We start from the raw sequence: 14924 nt of genomic DNA on the forward strand, positions 1-14924 counted from the left end.
CAAATTTAAGATCGGTCTTTAAGGCCTGTTGCAATTGGCGTGATACCAATATTAGGATTAACACCACAATCATCAAGCAGCTTTAACAAATTATTGCCGCGACGCGTTAAACGTTTAATACAATACTCCTCCAAATAGCTATAAAGAATGTAATAATAGTCTGGCAAGGTCAGGATGGTAAGAATTTTTTCCGCACGCTCCAGATGATGACTATTACTGTAGTCACAAGCCTGAAAAAGAACAGCAGCTAACATTGATGCAAAACTTGCCTTGCGAACAGGATTTGCCAAATAAAAGCGGTGCACACATTCATCTAATGCTCGATCTTTATCCCACTCCACCCAGGTATTATATAATGACAGGACCCTATCCGAATTAAATTCAGCAAGCGGTTTTTCGTCTAACTCTTGCAGAGCATAAGCAACGGGGATAATAGCTTGTATATTTGCCCAAGAGCAATTACCGGCAATTTGAGAACTTATTGGGATTTGTAATACAGGCTGTAAACCTAGTTTTTTATTGATGGTCTGATGAAAATAATTGCGACTTTGTTTTTTAAAGAGGAATTCTTGTAAAAAATTCACGTTAATTATCTCAGGTTGCGAAATATGATAAATATTCACACTGCCTTCTTTTAAGCTATTCTCTCCTCTATCAATTTTCGCCCACCATTGTTTATAGCGTACAAAACCTAGCGCGTGACCGCGGCTGGCAGCGGGCAAAATAAGCATGGGCGATTCCACTAACCACGCCAGCTGTTTCTTGTGAGTATCCGTTAAAAATCGGTGCTGTTGGAATTTTAATAATTCCGCCGCTGCCCCGAAAGCATCCATGATTTGATATAAATAAGGAAAATGAGTGCGAAGATGACGAGTGGAATAACTGCTGGTAAAACGTCGTAATGAATCCTTCACCACAGCAACCGTAAATTCCAACATAAATCCTTCGTAATCAAGCTCAATGAATTCACCTTGAGCATTGACGATATCCACATCCCCTGTCAGTTCAAATCGATGTCCCAATAGCTTGCCATTAATAAAATCAAGAGCAAAATCCAGTTTAGCGCCATGCTGATAAAGCAGATGCTTGAGTTTATCCTGCCCTCTTAAAACAGGATAAACTAGTACCGCAAGACCAAAGCGAGTATAAGCATTCGGATCGGCACCATGACTTAACAGCAAACGTGTCATTTCCAAATCATTATTGTCCACTGCCCAATGCAGCGGCGTACGACCAGTTACATCGGCTTTATTTATGTTGACGCCACGAGCTATCAATTGTTCAGCAATTTTTGGCTGTTGAGTAATAGCGCATTCAATAAGAGGAGTAAAACCATATTCATCAATATCATCCAAAGACTCACCTTGACTTACATAGAAGTCAAATTCAGGCATACGGCAACTGATGATGTCATTGGCGATGGTCATTTAGTAAATCCTATGGTTTAAATTGCGGATCGGTTCTCATTTTTGGCATATTACCTAAGCGCAGTTGTTTTTCCATTTCTTGTTCTCGTCGTTCATTATCATATTCCATACGCGCCTGCGAATTTAAAGGGGGCTCCGGATTCAAATTAGGATCAATACCATCGTTACGCTGCGAATCTAAATAAGGATGCTGCAACATGCCATTTTCTGCGGCTTCTTCAGGGGAAGCAGATGGCGCTTCCTCGTTATGCTCTCTAGCATGTACTTTTGCTAACTTACTATGTTGTTGCTGTTCGGCAATCCGTCTTTGCCTCTCCATTGACTTCGTTTCTTCAAGCAATATGGAGCCTGCCCCCTCTTTTTGAGGAGGCCAAACGGGTGGAAAAACAATACTCTCTGGTTTTTTCGTCTCGGACATAACAACTAGTATAAATTATAAATATTCACGCTGCAGAATTTCAGCAATTTGCACTGCATTCGTAGCAGCACCCTTACGAATATTATCGGCCACTACCCATAAGTTTAAACCATTTGGATGAGAAATATCTTGGCGGATACGTCCTACAAATACTTCATCATGTCCAACTGCATGAGTTATTGGTGTTGGATATTGTAATTTATTTGGATCATCAATTAATTTAACACCTGGCGCCTTGCTCAAAAGCTTACGAGCTTCAGCAGCGGTCAGGGGGCCCTTTAATTCCAGATGAATCGCCTCTGAATGACCATAAAGCACGGGTACCCGCACAGTAGTTGGGTTAACCAAAATAGAATCATCTTCCATAATTTTCTTGGTTTCCCAAACCATTTTCATTTCTTCACGGGTATAGCCATTTTCCTGAAATTCATCAATATGTGGCAGTACATTGAACGCTATCTGTTTGGGATAAACCGCTGATTTAATAGGTCGTCCATTCAACAATTCGCCAATTTGCGTAACTAATTCATTGATTGCTTTTTTACCTGTACCCGAAACTGCTTGATAAGTGGCAACATTAATACGACTAATACCGACAGCATCGTGTAAAGGTTTCAAAGCCACAACCATTTGAATAGTGGAGCAATTAGGGTTTGCAATAATACCGCGATTTTTATATTCGCTAATGCGATAGGCATTCACTTCTGGTACAACTAAAGGAATATCGTTGTCATAGCGAAAACAGGAGGTATTATCCACAACGATACAACCCGCTGCGGCAGCTTTAGGAGCATACTCTTTAGACACAGAACCGCCTGCAGAAAATAAAGCAATATCGGCTTTACTAAAATCAAAATTCGCAAGGTCTTCAACATCTAATTGACGGTTATTAAACATGACTGTCTTCCCAACCGAGCGGGAACTGGCTAAAGGATAAAGATTATCCACTGGAAAATCTCGCTCTTCTAATACCGTTAACAAAGTCTCGCCAACAGCCCCTGTAGCGCCTACAACAGCAATATTTAAACGTCTATTCATTGCAACCCCTTTTTTGAGCCACGTAGTAATGGCCGTGTTATTTATTTTGTGCTTTATGTCTAAGGTAATGATCCATTAATACCAAAGCCAACATCGCCTCAGCAATAGGTACTGCTCGAATACCAACGCATGGGTCATGACGTCCTTTCGTCACTACCGTGACTTCTTCACCTTGGGTACTGATGGTTTTTCCGGGCTTGATAATACTTGAGGTTGGCTTTAAAGCCATACTAACCTCTATAGTCTGTCCTGTAGAAATTCCTCCCAAAATACCTCCTGCATTGTTAGTTAGAAAACCCGTCTTTGTCATTTCATCACGATGTTCACTACCTAACTGTTGCACGGCGTTAAAGCCTGCTCCGATTTCTACTCCTTTGACAGCATTAATAGACATCATGGCATAGGCAATCATTGCATCAAGTTTATCAAATACAGGGTCTCCTAACCCGACAGGAACATTATAAGCCGCGACTTTTACTCGAGCCCCGACAGAATCACCTTGTCTACGTAACTGATCAATATAATCAGCTAGTGTTTCAACCTGATGCTGGTTGGGGCAAAAAAAAGGGTTATTATCAATATCGTCTTCACTGACAAAATCAATAGGAATTATTCCCATTTGTTGTAAATACCCACGAATTTTAATGCCAAGATGTCGTTGCAAATAAAGCCTTGCAATAGCTCCTGCCGCGACTCTTGCTGCTGTTTCTCGTGCAGAAGAGCGCCCTCCACCACGATAATCCCGAAATCCATATTTATGATGATAGGTAAAATCAGCGTGACCGGGACGAAACAAATCTTTAATCTCGTTATAATCACTGGAACGTTGATCGCTGTTTTTTATGAGTAAGGCGATAGGGGTCCCTGTTGTTAACCCTTCAAAAACCCCTGATAAAATTTCAACTTTATCTTCTTCCCGTCGTTGCGTGGTATATTTAGACTGACCAGGTTTGCGCTTATCGAGGAAGGGTTGAATATCTTCAGCCGTCAGCGGTAATCCAGGTGGACAACCATCAACAATACACCCCAAAGCGGGTCCATGACTTTCACCAAAACTAGTAACTGTAAATAATTTACCGAATGTATTTCCACTCATGGATTAATTACCTTGGGGCGAAAAATAAGTTTTCAACTGTTGGCATGTTAATAAGAATACCCCTTGTCCACCATATTCAAACTCGAGCCAGGTAAATGGGACATGTGGAAAAGCCTCTTCCAACGCCAACTCACTATTGCCGACCTCTACAACTAAAATACCGTCGTCTGTAAGATAATCATGGGCTTTCGCCAAGATTTTTTCAACGATAGCTAACCCATTATTCGATGCCTCCAAAGCCAGCCGAGGTTCGTGATAATACTCTGTTGGCAGTGTTTGCATTTCGTCTGCACCAACATAAGGAGGATTAGAAACAATCAAATCATAGCGCACTGCAGGTACTTTGGCCCAACAATCGGATTCAATGAGGTTCACCGTGTCCTGGACACCATGACGTTCGCAATTGATAGCGGCCACTTCCAGTGCTTCCGTTGAAATATCAACAGCATCAACAATAGCCTCAGGAAAAGCATAACTACAAGCAATAGCTATACAACCACTTCCAGTACATAAATCAAGTACACGCTCCACCCTTTCGGCAATCAACCATGGGGAAAACTGTTGTTTAATCAATTCAGCTATTGGCGAGCGCGGAATTAAGACCCGTTCATCCACATAAAAGGGTAATTCGCAGAAATAGGCGTTATTCGTTAAATAGGGTACTGGAATTTTATCAACAATACGTCGTGACAGTTGTTTAGCAAGAAACTCTTTCTCTGTAGCACTCAATCGTGCTTGCAAAAGCGAAGGATTTACATCGAGTGGCAAATGTAAACTTTCAAGAACCAATGAGAATATGTCGTCCCACGCATTATCAGTCCCATGGCCAAAATAAAGATCATTGGCATTAGCCTGGCTTAATCCAAAGCGGAGAAAATCAATAATCGTTGCAAAATCAGCCGAAGCCATTTTATAAGGATCAGTCATAGATAAAACCTTTTTTAAAATTTGTCTTTCTAAATTGTCTCGGACAGGCCCTAATGTCCATAATTGCCACAAATTGTACGCTAGTTTGAATTAATTGTCCCTAAATGATCTTTAATCATAACCTGAAGAATTACTATAATCTCATTAATGATTAATATTGAATTTTATTATGTCTAATGATTTCTTGTCTGATGAAGACAAAGCTTTATTTCGTAGAACGGTAGGAGTCGTAAAACCCTTGCAAAAAAATAAGCAAGTTGTCGTCGCTACTGAAAGACCGCAGCCGCCAGCTGCCAAACCCAAAGAATTATTACCCAAACTCCATGGGCCCAGCATTTATTTATCTGATTATTATTCAGTAGAGGTACAAACAAACACCATTCTTTCTTATTGCAGCCATAGCATTCCCTACAAAAGAATGCGTGAACTGAAAAGCGGACAAATTAAGTGGGAAACACGCCTGGATTTACATGGACATAAACCTGAAGCAGCTAAAGAAACATTGATTAGATTTATCTTGGAACAAAGTGCCAGCGGTCGTCGTTGTTTACTCATTATTCACGGCAAAGGGAGTTACAGTGGTGAAGCTCCTATACTTAAAAATTTAGTTAATCATTGGCTACGGCAATTTCCACAGGTACTGGCCTTCCACAGTGCTTTAGGGCGTGACGGTGGCAGTGGTGCACTCTATGTGCTATTAAAACGTCAACGACAGCATGAGGATGACTAACAAAGCCATATATTCGTTGCAACCTAGATAAACACGGCATTCTTAGCCAATTAAAGTTGAATTTATCCTCATAAACCCTTACCATTTGCACAAAATTTTGAATGATAAAACCATGAGTAAACAAGCCATTATTATCGGAATTTCCGGGCCTTCAGCCTCAGGAAAAAGCCTTTTAGCCAATACAATTGTTAATGAACTTGGTTCTGAACAAGTTGTGGTAATCTCTGAAGATGCTTATTACAAGGACAATAGCCATTTGCCGTTCGCTGAAAGAGAAAAAATTAACTACGACCACCCTGATGCATTTGATCATGCCTTGCTGTGTGAGCATTTGCGTAATCTGCAACAAGGGAAATCTGTAGATATTCCTATTTATTCGCATTCCAAGCATATTCGCTTGCCCGATACGCGCAGAGTAGGTCAGCATGCCATTATTGTCCTGGAAGGAATTCTTCTCTTTAGTGATAAAGCATTACGTGAAATAATGGACATTCGCATCTTTATGTCTACTCCTTTGGACGTCTGCCTCACACGTCGGCTAAAGCGAGATGTTGTTGAGCGTCATCGCTCTTTTGAATCTGTTGTTCATCAGTATGAAACCACGGTTAGACCGATGTACCTACAATTTATCGAACCATCCAGTCGTTATGCGGATATTATTGTTCCTCGTGGAGGAGAAAATCGTATAGCCATTGATATGATTCAAGCTAAAATGCGCGAATTACTCGCAACGCACACAAGTAGTTTAATGAAGGACAGAGATTAGCATGTCCTAGATTTAACGGAATAACCACTTAGACAAGTTAGAGGAGAGTAATGTGGGATTTTTAACTGGAAAAAAAGCGTTAATTGTTGGTCTTGCAAGCAACCGCTCTATTGCCTATGGTATTGCTAAAGCTTTTCATGAACAAGGTGCTGAGCTTGCTTTTACTTTTCAGAATGAAAAACTGCAAAGCCGTGTAGAGACAATGGCTGCAGAATTTAATTCTAATCTAACATTTCCTTGTGATGTCGCAAGTGATATTGAGATTCAAGCAGTTTTTGAGCAATTAAATAATCATTGGGATAAATTGGATATTGTTATTCATTCTGTTGCCTTTGCTCCAGCCGATCAAATCAGCGGCGATTTTGTTGAACATACTAATCGCGAAGGATTCCGTATTGCTCATGATATTAGTGCATATAGCCTTGTTGCGTTAGCAAAAGCAGCTCAACCAATGATGAAGGATACGCAGGGCTCTATTTTAACATTAAGCTACTACGGAGCAGAAAAGGCGGTCCCCAATTACAACGTCATGGGTATTGCGAAAGCAAGCCTTGAAGCTTCTGTACGTTATCTTGCCGCAAGTTTAGGTCCTAAAGGCATTCGTGTGAATGCTATTTCAGCAGGCCCCATCAAGACATTAGCAGCAGCGGGAATTAAAGATTTTCGTAAAATGCAAAGTTCCTATGCAAATACAACGCCATTAAGACGCAATGTAACAGCAGAAGAAGTTGGTTATACCGCTGCCTTTTTATGCTCTGATTTAGCATCAGGAATTACAGCCGAAGTAGTGCATGTTGACGCTGGTTATCATGCTGTATCAATGACTAATTTAGAATAATAATCCTTTTTCATTAATGAGGAAGCCATAACGGGGTCCATCGTTACAGGAATTCCTCATTAACCAATCTCTCCACCTTCTTGTGCAGTCTGCAAGCGATATCGGTGACTAGCTGAGGCTTTATCATTTCGTGTTGTTACCGCTTGAGTCATTAATTGTGGTGTGGCTGCAGCAAGATTATTAACCCACCAAGGCGATTGTTCACCTTCCCAAATAAACAATAAATTACCTGCTGGTAATGTAATAGGTTTTACCGGATGCATTAAAATGCCTTGATTATTAGGTAAATACAGCATAAGACTACCTAACAGCCAATGTGAGTCTGAAACAATTGCCGCAAAAGGGTGATGTTCTTCTTTAATTTCATTAACAAATTGTTTTACGGGAAATTGAGCGAGATGAGGGGTGCGAACAATCCAAACGCCAATTAAAGTTGCTTGTACTACGAAACATATACCAAGAAAGTATTTAGCATGGCGAACTGAAAAGGCTTGTTCATTTACAATGCTAAATAGCCACAACGGTGATAAGAAAAATAACGGCAGAACCCAATGGGTTTTTACATTATAAATGCCAGCACTTACCACGATAAGCAAGAGAAATGGCATAACAAAAAGATGATAGCGCCACAGCAATTGATTTGCTGCACTGGCAGCCGAACGTGCGCGTGATAACGGAAAAAAGAAAAGGATTAAAATGACGGGAATGGCAAAACAAACTGACGCTTGAAACAGACGCCCTATTCCACTCCACTGATTCTTCCCTGGTAAAGCCAATTTATAAGAAGAATATAATCCCATCTTTGCATTATCAAGTAACCAAATCCAATATGGACTTGATAAGAGTAGCGCAGTCGTTAGGGTGATTAAAAAATAGGGATTTAAAAGTTTGCTGCGATACTCGTTAATTGACAACACAGTAAATAAAAAAATAGCAAGAAAAATTAAATAATTAAATTTAGACAACAAACCCACACCAATAATTAAACCCCAGATAATAGACCAACTCCATTTGGATAACTGTGTGGGTCTAATAAACCAATACCAGGTCAGGCAAGCTGCCAACAAGGCAAGAATAGCATGAGTTCGATGGGGTAAGAGATCATAACTGATATTAGGAATTAATGCCCAAGAGAGGGTGGCACACCAAACTAATAAAGAATTTTGGCAGTAGAGTCGACAAATTTGGTGATAAAAATAAATACATAAAAATAATAAACTGTATTTTAATAGAGCAACACTAAATAAACTCACGCCTAAACTTTGAAAAACGAAATACTGGAGCCAGGTATACAAAGGAGGCTGCGAGGGGTAACCTGCCGATAATTTCTGCGCAAAGACAATTTGTTCAGCCTCATCTAAGCCAAGGGTCGGGTTACATAAAAATAAACGAGCCAATATCAAAATGCTGGCTAAAGCAAAGAAATAGGAAAATGCTTGTCGATTTAAAGTTATACTTTGGTATTTGTTACGCATGAATATTTACCTCGAGCCCAAATTCAGAACTTAAGAAAATTAGTGAAAGCAATTATTATTGCTGTTCATCTGTATTGAGCATTTAAATTTGCTACAGGCTATCACAAGGGAATCATAAGAAAAAGAAGATACTACTTGGCTATGCCCTAAAACGAGACATCACCCCGAAAATTAAACCTCTCCTCTCCGTCCTTCCGAAAAATAAGCCCCCTTTCCCCATCTTTCCGAGCGTCGCGAAGAATCTCCTAAATTGCCCTAATTGATTGATTAGAATAACACATTGTTTTTCTACATTGAGGCTTGATGATGTTAGAAGAGATAATTCTAATAACATCCAATCAGTTATAGGGAGACTCCTCGCTACGCTCGGAATGACGGGGAGAGACATTCGTGAAAAATACTGTGAGCATCCTTTCTCACGTTGATAATAATGATAGCTTTCATTAGCTATGGTTAGTAGGTTTTGCAGATGAATCTGGAATGTCTGGAGATGCATCCAAAGAATTAAGGGGTGGCTGTTTCTCCTGCACTGATTTGGTGTGGGGTAGGAAATAGCGATAAAGATTTGATTGATCATCTGCCCGCTGGCGCTTGGCTGTAGGATCTTGCATTTTCTTTTTCTCATCCATCAACTGTTTTCTCTTATGACTATTCTCTTCTTTCTCTCCTGCGATAGGGGGCAAGATAGGCTTACGACTTAGTGGAGAGAAGAAAGAAGGCAACAGCGCATGGAGACTGAGAGGTGCGGCTTGCGAAGCTTCTTCAGTTTCATTATGTTCAAATAGTTGATAGCCCTGACTTTCCATTGGTATAACAGTTTCTTCAGTCCCCCAAGAACCACTAGTGGAGCCTGAAGATGAGGAGGCAGATTGTTCTTTAAGCTTTGATTGCGATAACTCCGCTAGTACTTGTCTTGCTATTTCAATAGTGCGTGCATAAAAATCCCTTGTTGTTGCGATACCCACAATATTATCCCGCGTGGTTTCATCCAAATTCCGCAGCTCTTTCTCCATGCGTCTTAATAATTTCTCAGTTTCAAAACGAATTTCCTCATTTAAGACGGCAATTTTCTCCTTAGAAACTACATTTTCAGAGAAATAAATAATCATCGCCTTACTCGTTCTATTTCTACCACCTTGAATAATATAAGTATATTTAAAAAGCTCTGGAATTAGTTTTGTTAGATCACTGGATGCCTCCGCACAATTATCTCCGTAGGTAAGTGCAAAAGGCACCTTGCGTGCATTTAACATTTTTAACCCAGCAACAAGCTTTTTGACAGATACTGTGTCTATATATAATTTTGAGTCATCATGTTCATGGGGAGGTGTTACAAAACACATTTCGTTTGGTTGTGCCTGTTGCATCGCTTGCAACATATCCATTTGCACAAAGTCAATATTTCCCTTACTGATTAATTCTTTGCATTGACGCAGCGATTTAACAGAACTGTCAATTGAACGTGCTTTCTTTTCTAATAAAATTGCTTTTATAGTGTTTCCTTTGAAATTGACATTCGTAAATGCATAATTTTGAATAAACAATAACAAGGAATAATCTTTAGTTTTTTGATCGTTATATTCTTGTACCATTTGCTTATACACCGCAGAACTAGTACCTGGGACAGCAAAGCAACGTTGATAATGTGCTCTATAGGAGTTTTCCAAAATTTCCCAGGGCGTTGATTTAATGTGATTAAGCAAATTGATAAGTTCACCATTAATATCACTGGCAATATATTTTTTATCGGGGTATCTAGCTGCTAAATAAAAAGTTAATGCACAACTTCCGCAGGTAACATCTCGAATTACTGTCGCCTTGGCAAATTCGTCCGAATTAGTAAGTACTTTTATCAAATCATCGGCATAATTCAATGAATTGCCAAAGTAGCGAAACGGCCTTGGTGAATTATAAATGATACTATTTTTTCTGGTATTTCTTGAAGACACAGTTTTATTACTTTGTTTCATGAGCCAGGAATCTAAATTTTCCCTATAAGACTCTGATTGAAGATATCGTTTAAAGTCACTGGATGAAATAATTTCCTTAGCCACATTATTTCTTGACGCAGCTTTCTTTATTAGAAAATGAGCAAGCTTAGCCTGTCTTCTTTCTGTCAGAACTTCAGAAGTTATCTGGAAGACATTATGACTCATATTGATAGCAAGACTTACCTGCATTAAAGAAATCGCATCACGCTCTCTTATCAAAGTAAAATTGCCAGCTTTAGTTACGGGAAAGGATACCGTTCCTTTTTTATATATTCCCAGCGTTCTCTCTCGTTTTAACCTAAGGTCGCTAATGGTTTGGAAGATTCTCCCTTTCCCGGCGATACCACTGACTAAGTAACCCGGAAGCCATGGTATTCGGTGCCACACTTTCACTACCTCAACAGGCGAACGAGAATCCCTACGAGCGTGTTTTGTTATATCTTTAATACTTCGTAATTCTGCTGGTTTAAGAACGACATATTGTCTGCTAGCAGAATCTGCTATCATTCTTGTTTTAATATTGGCATTCAGTAGTTCCTCATTAAATCGTTTAACTTGTTCATTGTTTAGAGGAATAGGCAAATACCTCTGCCAACAATCTGATGTTCGACTATCACTGGTTGGCATTGTTCTAAAAGCATAAAAAAGCTCATTTTGTGTTGTAAAAATATAAGCATCTCTTGAGTCACCAGGTAAATCTTGAAGCGCCGCTGACCCAGTAAAAGAGTCAACGAAAAGAAGCAAACAACTATTATTTGTCCTCTTCTGTGATGCTGGTGTTGAATTGGTGCTTGATGATGGTGTCATTGAGAATTTTTCACGCATGGCTGTTTCCTAAATTAATGCTGCGAGGCAATTGAAATTGATGGTTAAAAAAACAAGCAGCAATTTATATATCAGGCGTGTGGTTGTACAACGAAAATTTCACTTAATCGTATGCCAAAATGGAATAGCACAGAATGATAAAACAAGCGTTAGACTCCAGAATAAAAAATTATTCCGGAGTCTGGGATCTCTGTCCTAAACTTAATCAAAAATAAGAGGGGCAGATGGGGTAGCGGTATAATCTATTATAGGATAGCCGGGAAATTCAGAATCAATCACAGTACCATTTCCTCCTAAGTTATCGGGCTCTACAAGACTAGGATAACCAGGGAATTGAGAATCAGCGTAGGTGCTATGGTGTCCATGAGACACTTCTGGAGGTCGTTGGTTATTGGGCAGTAAATTAAACGATAACTGTCTGGCTCCTTTACCAACTACCAATATAGCTTCTGCTTCACCACGACGTAATTTTCTAATGGTATCTAACATTTGCTGCTTGTCGCTACTATCAGAAAAAATGCGATGCAGAAGAGGAGGCATTTCTTTGCCAATCTGCGCATGAAGTTCAGCAATAGCACATTTTACTTTAATAGGATCATAACCTTTGCTAACTAGATTCTGTGTTTCCTCTTCACTTAACCCGAAACGATAAGGATCTGAAGGATCCAGTGAATGTGGATTTGTTCCTTTGATATAAGCACTTTGAATTTGATTCGTAATGAAGCAGCCTAATGCACCACCGATCAGTGTCAAACAAATCACACCAAAAACCATAAATCCAACAGGAGTGCTAAGGCCTGCTGCTAAAGCAAACATCATGAGAGGTGTAGAAGTAAAAATTGAAGCTACTACACCTGTAACAACTGTGCTGGCAATGGCACTGGATAAGCTGACAATAGCCTGCAGCGAACCCTCATTAAACCAAAGACGCTCAATGCTATCTATAGATTCTCTTATCAGATAATAGGCTGCTATAAATGCCATTCCAGCCGTGAGTGCTGCAAAAAGAAGTAGAAGCAAAAATATTTTTGCCTCACTATCTTTACTTGAATGTTCGTGATGACTATCACCACCAAAACAGCCAGAAGAATGATAAGAGCCACGATTAGATAGCGAATCTAACAATAACCAGGTAAACAGAAAATCATTCGTTGGAATAAAACAACGGTGCTCATGCCAACACGGATCATGAATATTGACTGGTTGATGGGTAAAGACGTAGTGAGGTCTTGTATCAGAAGGTTGTTGTGTAGATTCTGTAGCGCTAAAGAACGTATTTAAAACAGTGTAAACCTTATAATGCTCAGTCGGGTCGAGTTGATGTAAATGACTTTGTGGGCTAGTTAACTCAAAACGAATGTCATCAAGCAATCGTTGATAAATCTGCAGTCGGTCTAGTTTTGGATTCGTTTGTTTGGATAATGCTTTATATTTACTTGATAATTTTAAATACAAATTCGCTAAATGGTTATCAGTAAACCTTTCTATCATTACTCCCCCTGCGTTAATGCCTATTGATTGTCGCCTTACTCAATAAGCCGTTTACATAAAGGTCGTAATCCATCACACCATAGCTAGACTCAATTTGCTGCGCAATGCTAGCCTGTTGTTCCTTGTCAAGTGATTTAAATTGGCCATTATTAATCTTTTTCAGATGAACAATTACGAAATCACCATTTTTTAAGCTACGGCCATTTTTGCTATCTGTACGCGCTAAGCCGAAAGCCAAATCGTTAACTGCAGAGTCAGCTTTATCAGTATCACGTGTCGCCTGCGCAACTTGACGCCACTGCAACTGATTTTCCTGCAGCAATTTTTCCCGCGCTTCTTCATTTGTTTTTGAAGATAGCAGGGTTGTGCCCAACTGCTTTGCCTTTTGTTCAGCATCTCTTAGCGCTAATTTTTTAGCAATATAGCTTTTTACATCAGCCAGAGGCTTTTCTGCAGCAGGGTAATGCTTGTTAACACGCAATACTATAACACTATCGTTATCAATTTGTACAGGTTCGCTATTATTACCCAGTTCCAAAACGTCATGACTAAAGGCGGCATTTACTATCTCTTTATTTTTAGTCAACTCGTCTTTACCACCTCGTCGAGAAAATGGTGTCGTTTTGTTAATAGTTAATTTCAATGCATCAGCTACCGGTTCTAACGAATCTGGTGATTGATAACTTAAATCACTCAGCTGTTCGAGTGCTTGTGCGTATTTAGTTTGAGAAAGCTCACCTAATAATTGCTCTTTAATGTCAGTTTGCACTTCAGTTAACGGTTTTAAGGCTGCCGGCTTATAAGCCAGTAGTTTGAAAATTTCATAACCGTGAGTCGATTTAATGGGGGGTGAAATCTCGCCGGGCGTAGTTAATGTAGCCAGTTCCTTGTCAAACTCTGTTTGTCCGGCAACCATCCAAGGTAATACGCCATCGTTTGCGATCGATAATTTATCATCAGATTTTGTCTTTACCCATTCAGAAAACTGAGCAGGATTATTCTTTAAGGTTTGATAAGCTTCCTCGGCCTTTTGCTTAATTTCATCCTGTATTTGCTCAGATGCATCTTGTGGAACGGCAAAAAGAATATGAGAAACTTGCCACTGCGCTGGCGTAAGAAAATTAGATTGATTCTCATCATAGTAACGTTTTAATTCATCATCGCTAACAGCAATGCCTTCTCTAAGCTGTTGCATAGACAGGCGCACATAATCAATTGAAACTTTTTCTGGAGCGATGAATTCTTTCTCATGCTGTTTATAATATTCAGCAATAGCTTCATCAGAAACTTGGCTGTCTTTAATAAAGTTAGCAGCTGGGATTTGTAAGTAGTCATAATCACGCGTTTGCATATAAAGCTTCACAAAGCGTTTAATTTCATTAGGTAACGCAAACGCACTACCCATGAAGGCAAAACGTTGTTGATTAAGCAGCATCCCTTGTCTAACTTCTTTTTGAAAAGATTCCGGTGTAAACATGGCTCCAGTTAGTGCCTGTTGGTAGCGTTCTGCTGAAAAATGACCATCTTCTTGAAATTGAGGAATACTAAGTATTGCAGCATTAGCCTGCTCTACACTGACTTCAAAGCCATTTTTTCTGGCAGCCTGGACCGATACTTCATTAACAATCATATCTTCCAGCACTTCTTTTTTAAGTGCTTTTTCACCACCGGCAGTCATTTGTGCGGCATCACGCTGCTGGCGGGCGCGTCGGTAATTAACTTCGAAGGCCTGCTTAGAAATTGATTGCCCATTGACCTCTACGGCAGCATCCGATGCCTGATGCGACTGCATATAATAGTCCACGCCGAAGAGAGTAAAAGTAACAGCGATAAGAATAATGACTATCCAGGCTACAAGACCTTGTATGCGTTCGTTCAGCTTCTGCAACATGTTCGATGTTC

At 39.8% G+C, this 14924-nt stretch carries 12 protein-coding genes; 3 read left to right on the forward strand and 9 right to left on the reverse strand.

The window, feature by feature from the left end:
• Nucleotides 1-5: 5 nt before the first annotated feature.
• The 5 genes from ankH to prmB are packed head-to-tail and all read right to left on the reverse strand — an operon-like array spanning nucleotide 6 to nucleotide 4906.
• Nucleotides 6-1427: a Dot/Icm T4SS effector AnkH/LegA3 gene (ankH, locus tag PXX05_RS10320; protein WP_275088144.1), complete on the reverse strand. Its 1422-nt coding sequence runs from the start codon at nucleotides 1425-1427 to the stop codon at nucleotides 6-8.
• Between the two features lie 10 nt (nucleotides 1428-1437).
• The gene (locus PXX05_RS10325) at nucleotides 1438-1845 is read right to left on the reverse strand and encodes a hypothetical protein (protein ID WP_275088145.1); all 408 of its coding nucleotides are present in this window, start codon (nucleotides 1843-1845) and stop codon (nucleotides 1438-1440) included.
• 15 nt (nucleotides 1846-1860) lie between these two features.
• Nucleotides 1861-2883 (reverse strand): aspartate-semialdehyde dehydrogenase, encoded by a 1023-nt coding sequence (locus PXX05_RS10330; RefSeq protein ID WP_275088146.1) that lies wholly within the window; start codon nucleotides 2881-2883, stop codon nucleotides 1861-1863.
• A gap of 37 nt (nucleotides 2884-2920) precedes the next feature.
• A complete protein-coding gene (aroC, locus tag PXX05_RS10335) occupies nucleotides 2921-3979 on the reverse strand; it encodes a chorismate synthase (protein WP_275088147.1) in 1059 nt (352 codons plus the stop codon).
• 3 nt (nucleotides 3980-3982) lie between these two features.
• Nucleotides 3983-4906 (reverse strand): 50S ribosomal protein L3 N(5)-glutamine methyltransferase, encoded by a 924-nt coding sequence (prmB, locus tag PXX05_RS10340; protein ID WP_275088148.1) that lies wholly within the window; start codon nucleotides 4904-4906, stop codon nucleotides 3983-3985.
• Nucleotides 4907-5075: 169 nt separating this feature from the next.
• On the opposite strand from prmB, the gene PXX05_RS10345 reads away from it, so the two are divergent.
• The 3 genes from PXX05_RS10345 to PXX05_RS10355 all read left to right on the forward strand — a co-directional run bounded on the left by PXX05_RS10345 (nucleotide 5076) and on the right by PXX05_RS10355 (nucleotide 7240).
• Nucleotides 5076-5636 carry a Smr/MutS family protein gene (locus PXX05_RS10345; RefSeq protein WP_275088149.1) on the forward strand — a complete coding sequence of 187 codons (561 nt, stop codon included), beginning with the start codon at nucleotides 5076-5078 and terminating at the stop codon, nucleotides 5634-5636.
• 112 nt (nucleotides 5637-5748) lie between these two features.
• Nucleotides 5749-6402, forward strand: a complete 654-nt coding sequence (gene udk, locus PXX05_RS10350) for a uridine kinase (protein WP_275088150.1) — start codon at nucleotides 5749-5751, stop codon at nucleotides 6400-6402.
• A gap of 52 nt (nucleotides 6403-6454) precedes the next feature.
• Complete coding sequence (locus PXX05_RS10355) at nucleotides 6455-7240, forward strand: enoyl-ACP reductase FabI (RefSeq protein WP_275088151.1); 786 nt, start codon at nucleotides 6455-6457, stop codon at nucleotides 7238-7240.
• Nucleotides 7241-7299: 59 nt separating this feature from the next.
• On the opposite strand, the gene PXX05_RS10360 is transcribed toward PXX05_RS10355, so the two are convergent.
• From PXX05_RS10360 to PXX05_RS10375, 4 genes are all read right to left on the reverse strand, one after another.
• Nucleotides 7300-8715 (reverse strand): glycosyltransferase family 39 protein, encoded by a 1416-nt coding sequence (locus PXX05_RS10360; protein WP_275088152.1) that lies wholly within the window; start codon nucleotides 8713-8715, stop codon nucleotides 7300-7302.
• A 443-nt stretch (nucleotides 8716-9158) separates the two neighbouring features.
• Nucleotides 9159-11531 carry a DNA adenine methylase gene (locus PXX05_RS10365; RefSeq protein ID WP_275088153.1) on the reverse strand — a complete coding sequence of 791 codons (2373 nt, stop codon included), beginning with the start codon at nucleotides 11529-11531 and terminating at the stop codon, nucleotides 9159-9161.
• A 201-nt stretch (nucleotides 11532-11732) separates the two neighbouring features.
• Nucleotides 11733-13022: a hypothetical protein gene (locus PXX05_RS10370; RefSeq protein ID WP_275088154.1), complete on the reverse strand. Its 1290-nt coding sequence runs from the start codon at nucleotides 13020-13022 to the stop codon at nucleotides 11733-11735.
• 13 nt (nucleotides 13023-13035) lie between these two features.
• Nucleotides 13036-14913 carry a SurA N-terminal domain-containing protein gene (locus tag PXX05_RS10375; protein ID WP_275088155.1) on the reverse strand — a complete coding sequence of 626 codons (1878 nt, stop codon included), beginning with the start codon at nucleotides 14911-14913 and terminating at the stop codon, nucleotides 13036-13038.
• Nucleotides 14914-14924 lie beyond the last annotated feature (11 nt).

The sequence above is a fragment of the Legionella cardiaca genome, assembly GCF_029026145.1.
Classification (GTDB): domain Bacteria; phylum Pseudomonadota; class Gammaproteobacteria; order Legionellales; family Legionellaceae; genus Tatlockia; species Tatlockia cardiaca.

Coding starts and splice junctions, on each gene's coding strand:
- ankH (WP_275088144.1), bottom strand. CDS start 1,427: ATGACCATCGCCAATGACATCATCAGTTGCCGTATGCCTGAATTTGAC.
- PXX05_RS10325 (WP_275088145.1), bottom strand. CDS start 1,845: ATGTCCGAGACGAAAAAACCAGAGAGTATTGTTTTTCCACCCGTTTGG.
- PXX05_RS10330 (WP_275088146.1), bottom strand. CDS start 2,883: ATGAATAGACGTTTAAATATTGCTGTTGTAGGCGCTACAGGGGCTGTT.
- aroC (WP_275088147.1), bottom strand. CDS start 3,979: ATGAGTGGAAATACATTCGGTAAATTATTTACAGTTACTAGTTTTGGT.
- prmB (WP_275088148.1), bottom strand. CDS start 4,906: ATGACTGATCCTTATAAAATGGCTTCGGCTGATTTTGCAACGATTATT.
- PXX05_RS10345 (WP_275088149.1), top strand. CDS start 5,076: ATGTCTAATGATTTCTTGTCTGATGAAGACAAAGCTTTATTTCGTAGA.
- udk (WP_275088150.1), top strand. CDS start 5,749: ATGAGTAAACAAGCCATTATTATCGGAATTTCCGGGCCTTCAGCCTCA.
- PXX05_RS10360 (WP_275088152.1), bottom strand. CDS start 8,715: ATGCGTAACAAATACCAAAGTATAACTTTAAATCGACAAGCATTTTCC.
- PXX05_RS10365 (WP_275088153.1), bottom strand. CDS start 11,531: ATGCGTGAAAAATTCTCAATGACACCATCATCAAGCACCAATTCAACA.
- PXX05_RS10370 (WP_275088154.1), bottom strand. CDS start 13,022: ATGATAGAAAGGTTTACTGATAACCATTTAGCGAATTTGTATTTAAAA.
- PXX05_RS10375 (WP_275088155.1), bottom strand. CDS start 14,913: ATGTTGCAGAAGCTGAACGAACGCATACAAGGTCTTGTAGCCTGGATA.